This window comes from Streptomyces sp. NPDC003016 (assembly GCF_053591455.1).
The window spans coordinates 16651-32354 of the sequence record NZ_JBSFTV010000020.1; the positions used below are offsets into that span (position 1 = coordinate 16651).

General features: G+C 65.9%; 16 protein-coding genes. 11 read left to right on the top strand and 5 right to left on the bottom strand.

Going from position 1 to position 15704, the window contains the following annotated elements; genetic code table 11:
• Together ACWDZ4_RS18710 and ACWDZ4_RS18715 are read left to right on the top strand one after the other, a co-directional pair.
• Nucleotides 1–966 carry an ABC transporter ATP-binding protein gene (locus ACWDZ4_RS18710; RefSeq protein ID WP_451509492.1) on the top strand — a complete coding sequence of 322 codons (966 nt, stop codon included), beginning with the start codon at nucleotides 1–3 and terminating at the stop codon, nucleotides 964–966.
• Nucleotides 967–1005: 39 nt separating this feature from the next.
• Nucleotides 1006–1731, top strand: a complete 726-nt coding sequence (locus ACWDZ4_RS18715; RefSeq protein WP_451509493.1) for a DUF1707 SHOCT-like domain-containing protein — start codon at nucleotides 1006–1008, stop codon at nucleotides 1729–1731.
• Between the two features lie 138 nt (nucleotides 1732–1869).
• Here the strand turns inward: ACWDZ4_RS18715 and ACWDZ4_RS18720 are convergent, their stop codons facing one another.
• A complete protein-coding gene (locus ACWDZ4_RS18720; protein ID WP_451509494.1) occupies nucleotides 1870–3156 on the bottom strand; it encodes an SGNH/GDSL hydrolase family protein in 1287 nt (428 codons plus the stop codon).
• 173 nt (nucleotides 3157–3329) lie between these two features.
• Here ACWDZ4_RS18720 and ACWDZ4_RS18725 point away from each other — a divergent pair, with 173 nt between their 5' ends.
• Nucleotides 3330–4739 carry a DUF445 domain-containing protein gene (locus tag ACWDZ4_RS18725; RefSeq protein WP_451509495.1) on the top strand — a complete coding sequence of 470 codons (1410 nt, stop codon included), beginning with the start codon at nucleotides 3330–3332 and terminating at the stop codon, nucleotides 4737–4739.
• A gap of 337 nt (nucleotides 4740–5076) precedes the next feature.
• On the opposite strand, the gene ACWDZ4_RS18730 is transcribed toward ACWDZ4_RS18725, so the two are convergent.
• A complete protein-coding gene (locus ACWDZ4_RS18730; protein WP_451509496.1) occupies nucleotides 5077–5442 on the bottom strand; it encodes a hypothetical protein in 366 nt (121 codons plus the stop codon).
• A gap of 517 nt (nucleotides 5443–5959) precedes the next feature.
• Between ACWDZ4_RS18730 and ACWDZ4_RS18735 the strand changes: the two genes are divergently transcribed.
• Together ACWDZ4_RS18735 and ACWDZ4_RS18740 are read left to right on the top strand one after the other, a co-directional pair.
• Nucleotides 5960–6466 carry an alpha/beta fold hydrolase gene (locus tag ACWDZ4_RS18735; RefSeq protein WP_451509497.1) on the top strand — a complete coding sequence of 169 codons (507 nt, stop codon included), beginning with the start codon at nucleotides 5960–5962 and terminating at the stop codon, nucleotides 6464–6466.
• A gap of 93 nt (nucleotides 6467–6559) precedes the next feature.
• Entirely contained in the window at nucleotides 6560–6712 is a 153-nt protein-coding gene (locus ACWDZ4_RS18740; RefSeq protein WP_451509498.1) for a hypothetical protein, read from the top strand.
• A gap of 36 nt (nucleotides 6713–6748) precedes the next feature.
• Here the strand turns inward: ACWDZ4_RS18740 and ACWDZ4_RS18745 are convergent, their stop codons facing one another.
• Both ACWDZ4_RS18745 and ACWDZ4_RS18750 read right to left on the bottom strand, forming a co-directional pair.
• Complete coding sequence (locus ACWDZ4_RS18745; protein WP_451509499.1) at nucleotides 6749–6958, bottom strand: DUF397 domain-containing protein; 210 nt, start codon at nucleotides 6956–6958, stop codon at nucleotides 6749–6751.
• The gene (locus ACWDZ4_RS18750; RefSeq protein ID WP_451509500.1) at nucleotides 6958–7803 is read right to left on the bottom strand and encodes a helix-turn-helix domain-containing protein; all 846 of its coding nucleotides are present in this window, start codon (nucleotides 7801–7803) and stop codon (nucleotides 6958–6960) included. The genes ACWDZ4_RS18745 and ACWDZ4_RS18750 overlap by 1 nt, the downstream gene beginning before the upstream one ends.
• 306 nt (nucleotides 7804–8109) lie before the next feature.
• On the opposite strand from ACWDZ4_RS18750, the gene ACWDZ4_RS18755 reads away from it, so the two are divergent.
• From ACWDZ4_RS18755 to ACWDZ4_RS18780, 6 genes are all read left to right on the top strand, one after another.
• Nucleotides 8110–8646: an ATP-binding protein gene (locus tag ACWDZ4_RS18755; RefSeq protein ID WP_451509501.1), complete on the top strand. Its 537-nt coding sequence runs from the start codon at nucleotides 8110–8112 to the stop codon at nucleotides 8644–8646.
• A gap of 800 nt (nucleotides 8647–9446) precedes the next feature.
• Nucleotides 9447–9716, top strand: a complete 270-nt coding sequence (locus tag ACWDZ4_RS18760; protein WP_451509502.1) for a hypothetical protein — start codon at nucleotides 9447–9449, stop codon at nucleotides 9714–9716.
• 122 nt (nucleotides 9717–9838) lie between these two features.
• On the top strand, nucleotides 9839–10528 hold the full coding sequence (locus tag ACWDZ4_RS18765; RefSeq protein ID WP_451509503.1) for a hypothetical protein: 690 nt from the start codon (nucleotides 9839–9841) through the stop codon (nucleotides 10526–10528).
• Between the two features lie 5 nt (nucleotides 10529–10533).
• Complete coding sequence (locus ACWDZ4_RS18770) at nucleotides 10534–11988, top strand: hypothetical protein (protein WP_451509504.1); 1455 nt, start codon at nucleotides 10534–10536, stop codon at nucleotides 11986–11988.
• Nucleotides 11985–13808, top strand: coding sequence for a DEAD/DEAH box helicase (locus ACWDZ4_RS18775; RefSeq protein ID WP_451509505.1), 1824 nt, complete (start codon nucleotides 11985–11987; stop codon nucleotides 13806–13808). The genes ACWDZ4_RS18770 and ACWDZ4_RS18775 overlap by 4 nt, the downstream gene beginning before the upstream one ends.
• A gap of 147 nt (nucleotides 13809–13955) precedes the next feature.
• Nucleotides 13956–15302 (top strand): DNA cytosine methyltransferase, encoded by a 1347-nt coding sequence (locus ACWDZ4_RS18780; protein ID WP_451509506.1) that lies wholly within the window; start codon nucleotides 13956–13958, stop codon nucleotides 15300–15302.
• Here the strand turns inward: ACWDZ4_RS18780 and ACWDZ4_RS18785 are convergent.
• A complete protein-coding gene (locus tag ACWDZ4_RS18785) occupies nucleotides 15219–15695 on the bottom strand; it encodes a very short patch repair endonuclease (RefSeq protein ID WP_451509507.1) in 477 nt (158 codons plus the stop codon). The genes ACWDZ4_RS18780 and ACWDZ4_RS18785 overlap by 84 nt on opposite strands.
• Between the last annotated feature and the right edge of the window lie 9 nt (nucleotides 15696–15704).

Consider the following 15704-nt stretch of genomic DNA (forward strand, 5'->3'; position numbering starts at 1 on the left):
ATGGAAAGTGACTTCATCGAGCTGGACGGTGTCGAGAAGGTCTTCGACGTACGCCGCAAGAAGGGCCGGCTGCGGCGCGAGAAGACGCAGGTGCGGGCGGTCGACGGGATCAGTTTCTCGGTGCCGCGCGGCCAGATGGTCGGCTACATCGGGCCGAACGGCGCCGGGAAGTCCACCACCATCAAGATGCTGACCGGCATCCTGACGCCGAGCGGCGGCCGCGTGCGGGTGGCGGGCATCGACCCGGCGCGGGAGCGGACGCGGCTGGCGCAGCGGATCGGGGTGGTGTTCGGGCAGCGCACGACGCTGTGGTGGGACCTGCCGCTGCGCGACTCGTACCGTCTGATGCACCGCATGTACCGGATCCCGGACGAGCGCTTCAAGGTGAACATGGCGCGCTGCGTCGACCTCCTCGACCTGGGCGAGCTGCTGGACGTGCCGGTACGGCAGCTGTCGCTGGGGCAGCGGATGCGGGGCGACATCGCGGCGGCGCTGCTGCACGATCCCGAGGTGCTGTACCTCGACGAGCCGACGATCGGCCTGGACGTCATCTCGAAGGCGAGGGTCCGCGACTTCCTGCGGGACTTGAACGCGGAGCGCGGTACGACGGTCCTGCTGACGACACACGACCTGACCGACATCGAACAGCTGTGTGAGCGTGTGATGGTCATCGACCACGGACGCCTGGTGTACGACGGCACGCCGGGCGGGCTGCACGAGGTGGGCGAGAGCGAGCGGACCCTGGTCGTGGACCTGGAGCGCGAGCTTTCGCCGATCGAGGTGGCGGGCGCGCGGGTGGTGAAGGTGGAGGGGCCGAGGCAGTGGCTGGCGTTCCCGGCGTCGGTCTCGGCGGCGCCGCTGGTGGCGGCGGTGGCCCAGAGGTATCCGCTGGTGGACCTGTCGGTGCGGGAGCCGGACATCGAGGCGGTGATCGCGAAGATGTACGCGGACCGGTCGGCACTCTGAACACTGGGATGGCGCACCGCTGTTGACTAGTCTGGACGTATGACCAGTGGACTTCCGGAAATGCGCGCCTCCGATGCCGAGCGCGAACGGGTCGCCGAGGTGCTGCGCGACGCGGTCGCCGAGGGGCGGCTGGACATGGAGGAGTTCGACCAGCGTCTCGACGCCGTGTACAAGGCCCGTACGCACGGTGAGCTGGAGCCGCTGGTGCGTGACCTGCCGGTGCCGGGCACGGGCGGCCCGGTCGGACCGGACATGACCCTTGCCTCTTCCCTCGGTACGCCCGGTACGCGGGTCTCCTGGCGGGACCGGACCGGTGGGACGGCCACGTCGAGGGGCGCCTTCGCCTTCTGGGGTGGCTTCGGGCGCCAGGGCACGTGGACGGTGGGCCGGACGTTCACGGCGTTCGCGCTGATGGGCGGCGGCCAGATCGACCTGCGCGAGGCGCACTTCGAGGACCGTGACACCGTGATCCGCTGCTTCGCGATCATGGGAGGCATGGCGGTCACGGTGCCGCCGGGCCTGGACGTGAACGTCAAGGGCTTCGGCTTCATGGGCGGTTTCGGCGACCATACGGAGAAGGCGGCGCAGCCGTCCGAGCCGGTGGCACCGGACTCGCCGCGCGTGACGGTCACCGGGTTCGCGCTGATGGGCGGGGTGGGTGTGGAACGCAAGATCACGCGCGCCGAGAAGCAGCGCCTCAAGGAGGCGCGCAAGCAGGAGAAGCTGGCGAAGAAGGCCCAGGCCGACCGCAAGGAGCTCGACTGACTGACCCCGCGTGACGACGTCGCGCCGTACGCGTACCCCTACCCCTATCCGTATCCGTATCCGTATCCGTACGGGGCGTGAATGCGCGTACGACGCGACGACGTCACGGACGGGCCGGGGGACGGGCGGGCGGCGGCTTCACACTCCGGCCGGCGCCGTGCTCCTGTTCAGGCTCGCGAGGTCGAACTCCATGCCCATGCGCCGGTAGCCCGCGTCGCTCGGGTGCAGGTGGTCGCCCGAGTCGTACGCCGGAAGGAGCCGGTCCGGGGCGTACGGGTCGCGCAGGGCCCGGTCGAAGTCCACGACCGCGTCGAAGACGCCGCCCGTACGGATCGTCTCGTTCACCTGGTCCCGCACCGCTTCGAGCCGCGGAGTGTGCGCCCGCGTCCCCTCGAAGGGCATCACCGTCGCCCCGATCACGCGCAGCCCGCGCGCCCGCGCCTGGCGTGCGAGCTGCTCCAGGCCCGCCGTGATGCGCACCGCGTCCAGCTCGTGCGGCGGCCGGAGGATGTCGTTGATCCCGAGGACGACGACGACCGCCTTCGCGCCGGAGCGCGACAGTACGTCACGGTCGAAGCGGGCGAGGCCACTCGGGCCGACCCCGTCGCTGAGCAGCCGGTTTCCGCTGATGCCCGCGTTGAGTACGCCGTAGCGCCCGTCGAGGCGGTCGGCGAGCACGTCCGTCCAGCGGCGGTTCGCGCCGGCCGTGGAGGTGACGCCGTCGGTGATCGAGTCGCCGATGACGACGACCGAACCCTCGGCCTTGCCGCTGAGGACGTCGACGGCGGTGAGGTAGCGCCAGTACGGCGTCTGTCCGGTGTAGGCGTCACCGAGCGGGTCCTCCGTACGGTCGCCCTCCGCGACGTACGACGTCTGGCGGGCCCGCGGATGGTGCGTGGCCGGGCCGCTGGGCGTGGGGGAGTAGGTGGTGACGAGGAGGTCCGTGTCGTGCGGGACCTTCAGCAGGGCGGGGTCGCTGACGACCTGCCCGCCGGCCGGGATCACGACCGAGGGGGAGCCGCCGAAGAGCAGCCGGCGCATGGTGCCGTTCGCGGCGGTCGGGGCGCCGGGGGTGGCTGCGACGGCGATCGAGGCGTGCGTGATGCGCAGCGGCTGTGTGCCGAAGAGGTTGGAGAGGGTGATGCGGGCGCTGGTGCCGCCGATGCTGGTGTGCACGACGTTACGCAGGGAACGCCCCGGGAACCCTTGTTCCGTACCGGGCTCGGCCAGGGCGGGCGCGCTGGACCAGGTGCCGATCCAGGAGGCGGAGGTGGCGGGTGCCGCGGAACGGAGCGGTGTACGGGGCTGGGCCCGGGGGGCGTCGGCGGGACCGCCGAGCATCGCTCCGGCGAATATGGCCCCGGAAACCAGGACCACCACCGCGGCGAGCGCGGCGAGCACGGCATAACCGTTGCGCTTGGTCATGCTCGGTGTATCTCCTCGGGCGCGGGGAGCCCGAGGCTCCGTTCGAACTCACTCCATGATGCGCCATTGCACCGCCCTGGGAGACGCCGGGAACTCGCAGTGCGTTCCACGAGTAGGTCAGGTAGGGAAAATTACGTACGAGATGGTGCGTGCGAGGCGAACGGGTGGAGCGGATGGATCGTAACGAAGAGGGAACTGACGACATGTCCGGCAAGGAGAACTCTGCCCACGTGACCTCCCCGCCACCCAAGCCCCCGCCCACACCCCTGCCCCCGTCCTCTTCGGCCTCCTCTTCTCCGTCCTCGTCCGCCCCCCTCCCGCCCTTCGCGTACAGCGCGGCCGACGAGGAGAAGCGTCAGGGCGTACGCCGCATGAAGGCGACGGCCACCGGGCTGCTGCTCCTGGTCGCGCTGGTGTACGTACTCGCCACCTGGGCGGAGCGGTCGGGCGTCGGCGGCTGGCCGGCGTACGTCGCGGCGGCGGCCGAGGCGGGCATGGTGGGCGCGCTCGCCGACTGGTTCGCCGTGACGGCCCTCTTCAAGCGCCCGATGGGCCTGCCCATCCCGCACACCGCGATCATCCCGACGAAGAAGGACCAGTTGGGCACCACGCTCGGCTCCTTCGTCGGCGAGAACTTCCTCTCCGAGGGCGTCGTGCGCGCCCGTCTGCGCGCCATCGGCATCGGCAGCCGCGTCGGCACCTGGCTGGCGGAGCCGGCCCACGCCGACCGCGTGACGGAGGAACTCTCCACGGCCCTGCGCGGCGCGCTGACCGTCCTGCGCGACTCCGACGTCCAGGCGGTCGTCGGCGAGGCGATCACGCGGCGCGCGGACGCCGCGGAGATCGCCCCGGGGATCGGGAAGGCCCTGGAGAGCGTCGTCGCGGACGGCGCGCACGACCGCGCGGTCGACCTGGTCTGCGCGCGCGCCCATGACTGGCTGGTGCTGCACGTGGACTCGGTGATGGACGCGGTGCAGGGCGGGGCGCCGGGCTGGACGCCGCGCTTCGTGGACAGGAAGGTCGGCGAACGTGTCTACAAGGAGCTGCTGCGCTTCATCTCCGAGATGCGCGACATGCCGGACCACCCGGCGCGCGGCGCGATCGACCGCTTCCTGACGGACTTCGCGTCCGACCTCCAGTCGGACACGGACACGCGGGCGAAGGTGGAGCGGCTGAAGTCGGAGATCCTGGGGCGTGGGGAGGTCCAGGACGTGATCGCCTCGGCCTGGGCGTCCGTACGCGCCATGATCATCTCGGCGGCGGAGGACGAGCAGAGCGAGCTGCGCCTGCGGGTGCGGGCCTCACTGCTCTCGCTGGGCGCGCGGCTGGCGACGGACAGGCGGCTGCAGGAGAAGCTGGAGGGGTGGGTGGAGGGCGCGGCGGTGTACGTGGTGACGACATACCGCGGCGAGATCACTTCGCTGATCAGCGACACGGTGGCGGGCTGGGACGCGGAGCAGACGTCGAAGAAGATCGAGGCCCACATCGGGCGGGACCTGCAGTTCATCAGGATCAACGGCACGGTGGTGGGGGCGCTGGCGGGCCTGCTGATCTACACGGTGTCGCACGCGGTGGGCGGTTAGGCCGGCGGGCACCGGGGTCCGGGGCGCCGGGGCCCGGGGACACACGCCGGGCGCGTGACCGCCTGTCGTCGGTCACGCGCCCGGCCACCGGGGGAGTTGCCCGGTAGTACGTACGGCAGCCTTCACGTGCTCGACCACGTCCCGGCTTTCCGCGCCTCGGCTTTCCGCGTCCCCGATCTCCGCGTCCCCGCTTTCCGCGTCCCCGACCTCCGCGGTCCGATCTCCGCGGATCGGGCGGGCATTCGGCTGTCGGGGCGGGCGTCCATGGGAGCGGCCCCGCGCCCGCGGACAAGCCGCGGGGGCGGGGCCGTTCTGATGGTGCGACAGCGCGGAGCTGTCAGCTGTGGGAGGAGACGCAGTAGGTGTCGTACTTGCCGTGGTGCTTGTAACCCTCGTGGTGGCCGTCGTTGTGGCCGTCGTACTTGCCCTTGCTGTACGCCTTGTAGCCCATGAGGCGAGCGTGGGTGATTCCGTTCTCGCCGCCGATGTTGCAGTACTCGGCGTAGCCGCCTTCCTTGCCCTTGGCGTGGTGGCGGTCCTTGTCGCCGTACTCGTCGGAGTGGTGGCGGCCGTCGTTGTACTCGTCGGAGTAGTGGCGTCCCTCAGGGCCGTTCTCGCCGTCGCAGGCGAGCGCCGTGCCGGCGCTGCCCAGCAGGACAGATGCGGCGAAGGCGGAGGCGGCGAGCGCGGTGCGGATACGCATGGGGGTCCCTTTCGTGATGTACGTACGGACTGTGTGAGGATCTCCCCATCTCGCGTTGAATCAGGCGCATTACGCACGCAATCCACCCGAATAGCCCGATACATGCCCCAGGAGGGCGAATCGTATGCATCGACGGCGATGATGCGACGTCAGGAAGGCCGACCCTGACGGCCCGTCCGAAACTCCGCTGCTGTGTCATGTCCCAACCACAGGAATCGGGCGGCGGAGTTGAAGCCGTCCCACGGCCCCACCCCCTCCCACCCCGGCGATTTACGACCGAGGGCCGGGGTGCGAGACCTTCGGTACCTCGGTTTCCCCTGCGGATACGAACCGTGGTGAACCCGGCGGCCGACGCGGGACGCGGCGTACGGAACGGCCTGCGGGGCGGCGTACGGAAGGACCTGCGGGACGGCATACGGGACGGTCTGCGGGGCGGCGCTCGCGGCGACGTACACCTGACCTCCCGCGACCGGGAGGACCCGGCCCCGGACCCGGGCCGGGTCTCGGCCGTTCACCGGTGCTTCTCCTCCACGGCCTGGCCGGCCACGCGGCCGGATGGGACGCCCTGGCGGAACTCCTCGCCCCGACGCGCCATGTGATCGCGTACGACGCCCGGGGCCACGGCGCGAGCACCCGCCGCCCACCCTCGGTCTCCAGGGCGTCGTACGTGCGCGACGCGCTCGCGGTGATCGGCGGGCTGTCCCTGGGCCCGGTGTCCCTGGTCGGCCAGTCCATGCGCGGCCACACGGCGATGCTGACGGCGGCGGCGCACCCCGACAGGGTCGCGTCCCTGACCCTGGTCGAGGCGGGCCCGAAGGGCCCGGACCCCGGCCTCCCCGCGACCATCGCCGACTGGCCGGCCTCCCGGCCGGTTTCTTTCGCCTTCCGGTCCGCCGCGGCCGCGTTCTTCGGCGGCGGTGCGGCGGGCCGGGCGTGGGCGGCGGGCCTGGAGGAACGCCCCGAAGGCTGGCACCCGCGCGTGGACCGCGACGTCATCGTGGCCACGGTGGCGGAGAACGCGTAACGCGACTTCTGGCCGGAGTGGGACCGGATCCGCTGCCCCACGCTGGTCGCCCGGGGCGCGCAGGACTGGATGCCGGAGGCGGAGGCCGCGGAAATGCGAACCCACCGCCCGCTGTCCGCCCGCACCGAGACCATCCCGGACGCGGCCCACGACGTACACCTGGACAACCCCCGGGCCCTCCACGCGGCCCTGACCGCGTTCCTCCCCCACGCCACCACCCGGGCGCCCGGCCCGGACCGCGCCTAGCCTCTTTACGCTGCGGCCTGATAAATGGTCAGCACCTCAACCAAGCTCGCCCTCTTGGAGGGCGGTCACGAAGCCGGACCAGGCGCTGTGGCTGAAGCTGAGACGGGGTCCGACCGGACGCTTGCTGTCTCGTACCGCCGTACCCCTCGGCATGGCAGCGGTTTCGACGCACTCACTGGTGTTGGCCCCGCTGTACGAGGACTTGACCCAGGCGTCGGACGGTATTGCCGGCTCTCGGGTGTGCATCACAGCTCCTTACGGACACGCTCGATCATGGCTGACGAGGCTGACATGTCCAACGCTTGTGCGCGGAGGTAGTCGAACGCAAGCCTGTATCGGTCCAGCTCCTCTTCCTTCTCCATGAAGAGAGAGCCGGCGTGTATGTCGACGTAGACGACATCGAGCGAGGGTTCGGTGCCGCCAAGGATCACGAAGCTGCCCATGGCGGCCGAGTGGGCACCCTTGGAGAACGGCAGGATCTGGAGCGTGATCTCCGGTGATTCGTTGGCTTCGATCAGATGACCGAGCTGCTCTCTCATCACTTCACGTGAACCGACCACCCGCCGGATCACCGACTCGTCGAGGATGGCCCACAGGTGCAGGGGCTTGTCCCGGGTGAGGATCTCCTGACGCTTCATGCGAATGTCTACGAGCCGTTTGATCTCCTCAGGAGCGAGACGCATCTCAGAGGCGTTCTGTACAGCCTCTGTGTAGCTGCGCTTCTGGAGGAGGCCAGGCACGTAAAGGCAGTTGAAGTGGTCCTCGCGCACGGCTTCGTCTTCGAGCGTGAGCAGCAGATTCATGTCCCCGGGGATGGAGTCGGCGAAGGAACTCCACCAGCCCTGTTGCTTCGCGTCCTTGGCGAGTGCCACAACGGCGTTGCGTTCGGCGTCACTCGCGTCGAACTCACGGCAGAGCGCGTCCACGATGGGCCACTTCACGGGCCCTTCCTGGGTCTCGTACCTGCTGACGGTGGCCTTCGAGACTCCGACCAGTCGGCCGGCCTCTTCCAGCGTGATGCCTTTGCGTGCACGCAACTTGCGCATCATCGCGCCGAGTTGGCGGCGCCGGGTTGTGGCCCTCGCAGACATGGAAGCGACCTTCCGTTCAGTGCCGACCAGAGGCCTGGCCGGTCAACAGGCTATGCAGACCCCGGTTGGTGAACCATCGAATTCACTCGGACGATTCTCGTGAGAAGTTACATAGCGAGACTTCTCGCTGCCATACTCGCAACCCGGGCGCTACGCAGCGCAGCCGTACGGATACGGCGGGCGCAAGGCTGACGTGGCGCGGGAGGGAGTGCAGCCATGCATGGCCACGAAGTCACTGAGCCCCGACTCCGCTGCGTTCTGCCCTTCGAGGCGGAGCCGGCTGAACTCCACGTACTCAGAGCAGCCGTGCGGGAGCAGCTCACCCGCTGGGGCATCCAGCCCCTGGTGGACGAGGTCCAGCTCACGGTCACGGAACTCGCGACGAATGTGATCAAGCACGTGGGCGAAGGTGCGGCGGCGACGCTCGTCATGGAGTTGGTCGAAGGCCGACTCCGCGTGGAACTCCACGACAAGAGCCACGCGGTGCCGTCGACCGCGGAACCCGAGTGCGGTGACGAGTGCGGCCGGGGCCTGCACCTTGTGGCTGCGATGGCAGCCGACTGGGGCACCATCCTCACGGCGACGGGCAAGATCGTCTGGTGTGAACTCACCCTCGGACCGGACCAGCAGTGCCGTCGTGTTCAGCGTGCGACAGCCGTGCTGGAAAGCTACCGTCGCATGACCGTCGGCTCTGGTTTCACGGGCGTGCGGTGCTCCTTCGTACTGGAGGAGTCTGCAACCGACCTCATTGCAGACCTGCTTCACTGGCTCGCCGCCCAGGGCGCCGACCCGGATGGCGTCCTGGACCGAGCCCAGATGCACTTTGAGGCAGATGCTGCCTGAAGAGGGCAGTGCATGCCAAAGCTGCGTGGTGGGTCCAGGGCGGTTGCCATGCGCCAGTTACCAGGTGGTGGAAGTGAGAGGAGCTGAAATCCTCAAGTGGTTGCCGGCGTAGGCTGCCACAGATCGCGGAGGCCTCCGTCCGTGTTCTTGCTCCGACTGGGCTACCGGATGGCGGTGCGCAAGATCGCAACAGCGTCGTCTGCCATCCCGTGTTCATGGAGTTCTAGCGCGGCTTGGATGACCTCTTTCTCAGAGTGCTCTCGTCCATACATGTGCACCAAGGTGTCGGCGAGTTGAGCCTGCTGTTGCGCCCGCAGTACTGCGAGAGACGCGGCTCCTTCTAGCGGGGTCAATCTCCCGACGGTGTCGGCCAGCATGGCGAGAGCCGCATCGGCCTTGCCTTGGTTCCGAAGGCTCGCGGCGGCATTGGCGATCTGCCTGGCACCCGCTACATCGTTCGTTTGTCGCTGCCGGTCCCCCTTGCGAAGGGGGACCGGCAGGGATGCCGCTCGCCGCCGAGCCGTGGCCAGAGCTTCTGACAGGCCGGCCTGACTCTCCTTCAGCTGTCGGTTCTGTTCACGCAGATTGTTGTTATCGCTCCGCAGCGTGGGACACGTTTTGCAGAGAGTCGGCTCGGCTCGCTCATGTGCCTTCACTGCCTCTCCCCTCGTCAGGCCGACGGCAGTTTCAGACCCCGCGCCCGTGACCGCCAGCTCATGCAGGAGTGTCACGAAGCGAAGTGGCGGCACTCGACGGCCGTTCAAGTAGCGCGATATGGCGTCACGGTTCGTTTTGTACCCGTGCTCATCAAACAGGCGGACAGTTGCGGCGAGTGTGACAGCACCAGTGTGACGGTGCAGCTCTACGAGAGTGCCAGCGAGGCGCAGTCTCCCGGCGGGGAGGTCGCGACTGATCTTGGTGCCTACTTGACCGGCGCGCATTCCGTTCCTTCTTCCCTGTTCAAGCCTGCATGGGGTAGCGGGCGGACCCTGAAGCCCTGGAGCGTCGACGTCCTTGAGCGCAACATGTGCTTGCGCTGGACTTCAGTTCGGCCGTACGTCATCAATTGACCAACTCAGGGCGACCCTGAGCCCGCACAACCCGGTTGTGACGCAGGTTCCTTGATGCCTGACTGCGTGACCTGGTCAAGCGGTATGCGTGGTCGTGGCTGGCTGAAGGATCGGAGACAAGTATGACGCTGCCCTCCTGGCAGAACGTAAAGTTCGGCGGAAAGATCCGTGCAGCCCTGTGGCTGGAAACTGAGGTGGGGGAGGGCAACACCTTCACCAAGGCTGCACTCCGCAAGGCGTTCCCTGAAGTGGCACAGATCGACCGAAGGCTGCGGGATCTCAGAGATCACGGCTGGAGGATCGACACGAGCCGTGACGATCCTGCGCTGAAGCAGGAGGAGCAGCGGTATGTGACCAAGGGAGCCGAGATCTGGATCCCAGGTCAGGCGAAGGTTGCCAAGCACAAGAACAGTCTGAGCGCCGCACAGCGGGCCAAGGTGTGGCAGGGCGACAACTTCCTCTGTCGTACCTGCGGGATTGGAGCGGGCGAGCCGTACAGCGACGAAGGTGATGTTCTGTCGCAGCTGAACGTCGCCCGGCGCAAGGTTGTACTCGCGGACGGCACCGTTGACTTCCAGATGGTCACGGAGTGCAGGCGATGCGGGGCCGGGGGGGAGAGGGAGATCGACTTGGACGGTCTCCTCAGCAAGGTGGCGGGGCTGTCCGCCCTGGAGCGGGAAGTCTTCGCTGGCTGGATCGAAGCGGATCAGCGTACGCAGGGAGCTCTGGAGCAGCTCTGGGGCATTTACAGGACGCTGCCGGTGGAGTCTCGGGAAGTTGTCCGGCAGGCCGCGGCCGGAGACAACAAGTAAGCAGAGTGAAGGGGATCGGGGACAGTATGTTTCGGGAATTCCAGGCGCCGCCGCGTGCGGACGAGTTCAGCGAACTGATCAAGAAGAGGCTGGAGGAGGTGAAGAACTCAGGTGGAACTAGGGAGACTGTCACGGTTGACTGGAACGGCCAAGCCATCCATGTGGAGGTTATTGATCTCCCTCTGGAGAGCCTGTACCTCAACCCCAGCACTCACCGAATCCGCGCCCAGCGTAGTCATGATTCGCTGAAGGACCAGGCGCTAGATAGCGATCCGTGGAGTGCGGAGAGTCAGGGGTACCTGAAGTATCTGCTTCAAGCTGAGCCGGCCAACCCCAATCTGCGTGACTCGGCCTTCGACAAACTCAAGGAGAGTCTGGAGCAGTTCGGCCAGAACGATCCGGGGCTGGTCACGCACCATGGCGTACTGGTCAACGGCAACACCAGGGCTGCTGCGCTACGGGAGAGTGGTGTGCAGTCGATGAGGGTGGGTGTCCTGCCGGCGTCCTTCACGTGGGCGGACATCAACGCTGTCGAACTTTCACTTCAGTTGCGCAAAGACCACCGTCGCGATTATTCGTACATCAACCGGTTGCTCGCCATGGAAGAGCAGGCGGCGCTCGGTCGGACTCCGGAAGTGATCGCCAAGGAATTCAGGATCCTGACGAAGACTTACCATCAGGAGCGTTGGATCCTCAGTACGATTCGCGAACTGATTGAACGAAGCAGGAGTGGTAGTGCTTCCCTGCGGTTGGTGGACTTTGAGGACGACCAGGAGAAGCTGAAGGAACTCGAACGGCTCTACAAGAAGCTGTCTACGGTCGAGCCTGATGAAGCCGAGGTAATCAAGGAGTGGCGGCTCGCGGCGATGCTGCTTGATTTCGCCAAGACGGATGTGCGTCACATCGACGAGCACTTCGCGAAGGCGGACTACCTGGCTAGGAGCTTGCCGTCGAGCCTCAGCGATGCGGGCAAGAAGGCAGGCTCTGCACCCGAGGCAGTTGTGGTGCCCGGTCTGGGCGTTACGGTACCTGGGGTCACTTCTCGGGTCGCTGACGCCCGTGCGCTCAACGACCAGATTCTGAGAGCGAAGGCTGTGGCGGGGGCAACGGGGACGAACGTGTCCGATGCCGACAAGCAGACGGCTCGTGCGCTCTTCGATGAAGCGAAGGAAGCATTCGACAAGGCAATCGACGATGCCGGCCGGGACGCCCGGGTACGCAAGCGCAAGCAGCTCGCCCCTGCCCGGCTCGCCGATGCCTGCGCCGATATTGATCAGTGTGTAATCGAGCTTGTGCAGGCGCGGACGGCACGGAGCCTCGACGAAGAGGCTTTCGATGACGCTGTGCTCCAACTAAAGGAGAGCTTGGGCAAGCTTGCTCAGCAGGCGAAACGGATCCAGGGAGAACCTGGTGATGGGGTGTCCTGGCTGGTCGAGGCCGTCACGGAAGGCAGGCCGTGACTAGCGGAACAGAAGCTGAGGTCTCGCTGACTCTCGGATTTGATGAGACGCGCACCAAGGTAGTTCTCAGGACCACTGAGAATTACCGCGGGGAGCTTGTCCAGCTGGCCGCCCGCTTCCGTACGGGCGGCCAGCTCGGCCCATTGGCCGCCTCTGTCGATCTTGATGACCTATTGGCCAGTGTGGGCGAGGTCGCGGGGTGGTCTGACCCCACAGGAGTGGAGTGGGCTTCCGACCTGAGGAGCCTGATCCTGGGGAATCTCCAGGACGCCGCGACGGTCGAGAGGAGGCTCAGTGCTCCCGATCACTCGGGAGAGGTCTTGGCGGACGACGTGCCTCACTTGCTCGGCGACGAGTGGATCGCGGAGTTGGGCGAGTTTCAGAGGCGTGATATAGCCAAGCTGTTGTCCCTCCAGCACGGTGCAAACTTCAGCGTTCCTGGTGCCGGTAAGACCCGCTCAGCGCTTGGCGTGTATGCGGCACAGAAAACCATGGGGCAGGTCAAGAGACTGCTTGTGGTATGCCCGAAGTCGGCGTATGAGTCATGGAAGTACGAAACGGCGGTCTGCTTCCGCCACAGGTTGCGTCCGCATGTGCTCGACGGTTCGCTAGATGAATGGGCGGAGGTTCTGATCGTGAACTACGAGCGACTGGACCGTTCACTCACGACGCTGGCGGCCTGGCTTCAGGCTGAGCCATCGATGATCATCCTCGACGAGGCGCACCGCATGAAGCTCGGGGCACGAGGTACGTACGGTGCTGCCTGTATGGCCCTTGGCCCCCTGGCGCGGAGGCGGTTGATCCTTACGGGCACTCCCGCTCCCAACGGCTCGAAGGACCTGGAGAATCTGCTGGGTTTCGTCTGGCCGGGGCACGGTCAGCGTTCGGTCGCCCGCGCTGTGGCCGGCGGGGATCTGGCCTACGCCAGTGTTGCCCTCAAGCCTCTTTTCACCCGGACTACCAAGCTGGAACTTGGCCTGCCCCCGATGGAACTTCGGATGCGGTACGTGGATATGCCACCTCTGCACGCTGAGATCTACGGGTCTCTGGTGGGTGACGCTGACTCGCGCGCTGCACGCGATGACCTCAGCTCTCTAGGGAAGACGGCACTGCGGCTGTTGATGGCCGCGACCAGTCCGGCACTGTTGTTGGACAGCGGAAGCCGCTATGAGCCTTTGGCTTACCAGTTGCCGCCGCTTGAGATCCCTCAGGGGCACTCGCTCTACGCGCTCATGCAGAACCTACCGGACTATGAGCTGTCGCCTAAGTACAAGGAAACTGCCGCGATTGTCGCTGAGAACGCCGAGCAGGGGCGGAAAACGCTGATCTGGACGACATTCGTTCGCAGCTTGACCACTCTTGAACAGCTTTTGGAGAAGTACGCACCGGCGGTCGTGTACGGCGGGACGGTTGACAGGGATGAGCAGCTTCGGCGCTTTCGGGAAGATCCGGCGTGCATGGTGCTGCTCTCTAACCCGGCAACCCTCGGCGAGGGGATCAGCCTGCACCAGGTGTGCCACGACGCTGTGTATGTAGACCGTGACTTCGTGGCAGGGCGCTTCCTCCAGAGCCTTGACCGTATCCACCGACTCGGGCTCCGCCCTGATGCCGAGACTCGTGTCACAGTTCTCGCTGTTCGGGACACGATTGATGAGGTGGTCGCGGCTCGTCTCGATCGGAAACTGGAGTTCATGGGCAAGATACTCGACGACCCCTCTGTACAGCAGCTCTCTGACTTGCAGGAAGAGCCCTCCGTAGCCGCTGGCCTCGCTCCCGGTGACGTCGAAGCCCTGTTGCGGCACATGGGGCGGCCTGGGTAGGCCCCTCGTGGCGGTGTGCCGTCCGCTGTACCCCAGAGCGGACGGCACACTGCTGTGCTGCGAGACTCTCGTGAGAAGGCTGTGATCCGCTGCTCTCTCTCTGCGAGACTTGAGCAGCTATTTTGTGCCACACCACGAGGAGTTCTGATGGCCCCCCGGCGGGAACGACCGCAGTTCGATGAGTCGCTCATCTCGGTTGAGATCTGTGCGGGAGCCGGCGGACAGGCTCTCGGACTGCACAACGCTGGCTTTGATCACGTGGCGCTTGTTGAGTGGGACCAACATGCCGTCGGAACTCTCCGGAAGAACGTGGCTTCTTGGCCGGGATGGGATGAGGATAAGGTTGCTTCGCTTCAGCCGGGTGACGTAAAAGATTTCCTTGAGTCCCAAGAGTGCAAGGAAATCAAGGCTGGCGGTCAGCGCATCGATCTCTTGGCCGGTGGTGTGCCATGCCCCCCGTTTTCGCTGGCAGGAAAGCGGCTGGGTGCCGAGGACGAGCGGGACCTTTTTCCGGACATGTTGAAAATCGTTGAAGAGCTCCGGCCGAGAGCGATCATGATCGAGAATGTTCGCGGAATTCTGGAGCCGCCGGAAGTGTTTATCGATTATCGCCGTTCTATTGTGAACCGGCTCTACGAACTAGGGTATGAAGTCCCTCAGATTGATGCAGAGTGGTCCACGAGCAAGCAAAATACTGAGATGAGTCGAGTCTGGCGGCGCGTGGACGCCAAAAAATTCGATGTTCCTCAGTTGCGACCGAGGGCAATCCTTGTGGCGATCCACAAGGACGCTCACACCGGTCGTGGATTTGTCTGGCCAGCTGAAGATCGAGATCGCACGTCGACAGTTCTGGACAAACTTTCACGTTCCATGTATGACCGGTGCAGCGATTACTGGACGCTAAACAAAGAAGGGAAGCCCGCGCTTCCTGGCGAGGTGGCTGGAAAGAACATCTTCCGTGCATGGCGTAAGGCCGCACGGCTGGCCCTCCGGAGCAGCTCTGGGGGGGTCGCCCCTACTCTGGTGGGTGGATCAAGGAAGCACGGAGGGGCCGATCTGGGGCCCACCCGAGCTAAGCGCGCCTGGGCTGCTATGGGTGTCGACGGGAACGGGCTAGCGAACGACAGAGAGCAGTGCGACCCGAAGCGTGACCTTTTTCGACCCGCTGGGCCCATGCTTACAGTAGAGCAGGCTGCCATCATTCAAGGATTTCCTCCTACGTGGAATTTCGCCGGAAAGAAGACCGCGCAATACCGGCAGGTGGGTAACGCGTTCCCGCCGCCCGTCGCTGAAGCCATTGGGCGTGCTATTGCCGCAGTTCTTCGCCCAGAGAGCAGGGATGAACTCCTCAAGGGCTATGCGATGGAAGAGGCTGCGTCCGTCGCCGAGCCCGTGGAGGGAGAAGCCGAGTCAGCTATCTTCCCTGTTAGCTTTATCATTGAGGGCTCTCCGCATGAGGACCGTCGCGGCGATCTCGTCAGCGCAAGAGGCTGATGGTTGGTGTTCCCAGAAGCGGAGCACCAACCACCCTGCATCTTTGAGCTTTACATCAGTGTCGCGGTCTCTCTCAACGTTGCGTAGTACTTTCTCGGACCAGTACCCGGAATTTGTTTTCGGTGGCACGTAGTGTTCGGGGCACCCGTGCCAGTAACAGCCATCGACGAAAACCGCGACCTTGACTGAGCGGAACACTAGGTCAGCTGTGCGTCGAAGTTCGGGGAGGGGTCGGGCGCAGACACGGTAACGAAGTCCCTGAGCGTGCACGAGCCGCCGGATAACTTGCTCGGGCTTGGTATCCCGGCTTCGGATCGCCTGCATGTTTCGGCGACGTGCGGCCGACGATGCCCACGAACCTGCTGGAGCTGTCCACTCCTCTTTCTTCGGCATATCTTCAAG

What these genes read in the sequence shown, in the direction of transcription:
- ACWDZ4_RS18720 (WP_451509494.1), bottom strand. Translation starts at nt 3,156, where the DNA reads ATGACCAAGCGCAACGGTTATGCCGTGCTCGCCGCGCTCGCCGCGGTG.
- ACWDZ4_RS18715 (WP_451509493.1), top strand. Translation starts at nt 1,006, where the DNA reads ATGACCAGTGGACTTCCGGAAATGCGCGCCTCCGATGCCGAGCGCGAA.
- ACWDZ4_RS18785 (WP_451509507.1), bottom strand. Translation starts at nt 15,695, where the DNA reads ATGCCGAAGAAAGAGGAGTGGACAGCTCCAGCAGGTTCGTGGGCATCG.
- ACWDZ4_RS18710 (WP_451509492.1), top strand. Translation starts at nt 1, where the DNA reads ATGGAAAGTGACTTCATCGAGCTGGACGGTGTCGAGAAGGTCTTCGAC.
- ACWDZ4_RS18765 (WP_451509503.1), top strand. Translation starts at nt 9,839, where the DNA reads ATGACGCTGCCCTCCTGGCAGAACGTAAAGTTCGGCGGAAAGATCCGT.
- ACWDZ4_RS18780 (WP_451509506.1), top strand. Translation starts at nt 13,956, where the DNA reads ATGGCCCCCCGGCGGGAACGACCGCAGTTCGATGAGTCGCTCATCTCG.
- ACWDZ4_RS18750 (WP_451509500.1), bottom strand. Translation starts at nt 7,803, where the DNA reads ATGTCTGCGAGGGCCACAACCCGGCGCCGCCAACTCGGCGCGATGATG.
- ACWDZ4_RS18725 (WP_451509495.1), top strand. Translation starts at nt 3,330, where the DNA reads ATGGATCGTAACGAAGAGGGAACTGACGACATGTCCGGCAAGGAGAAC.
- ACWDZ4_RS18745 (WP_451509499.1), bottom strand. Translation starts at nt 6,958, where the DNA reads ATGCACACCCGAGAGCCGGCAATACCGTCCGACGCCTGGGTCAAGTCC.
- ACWDZ4_RS18730 (WP_451509496.1), bottom strand. Translation starts at nt 5,442, where the DNA reads ATGCGTATCCGCACCGCGCTCGCCGCCTCCGCCTTCGCCGCATCTGTC.
- ACWDZ4_RS18740 (WP_451509498.1), top strand. Translation starts at nt 6,560, where the DNA reads ATGCGAACCCACCGCCCGCTGTCCGCCCGCACCGAGACCATCCCGGAC.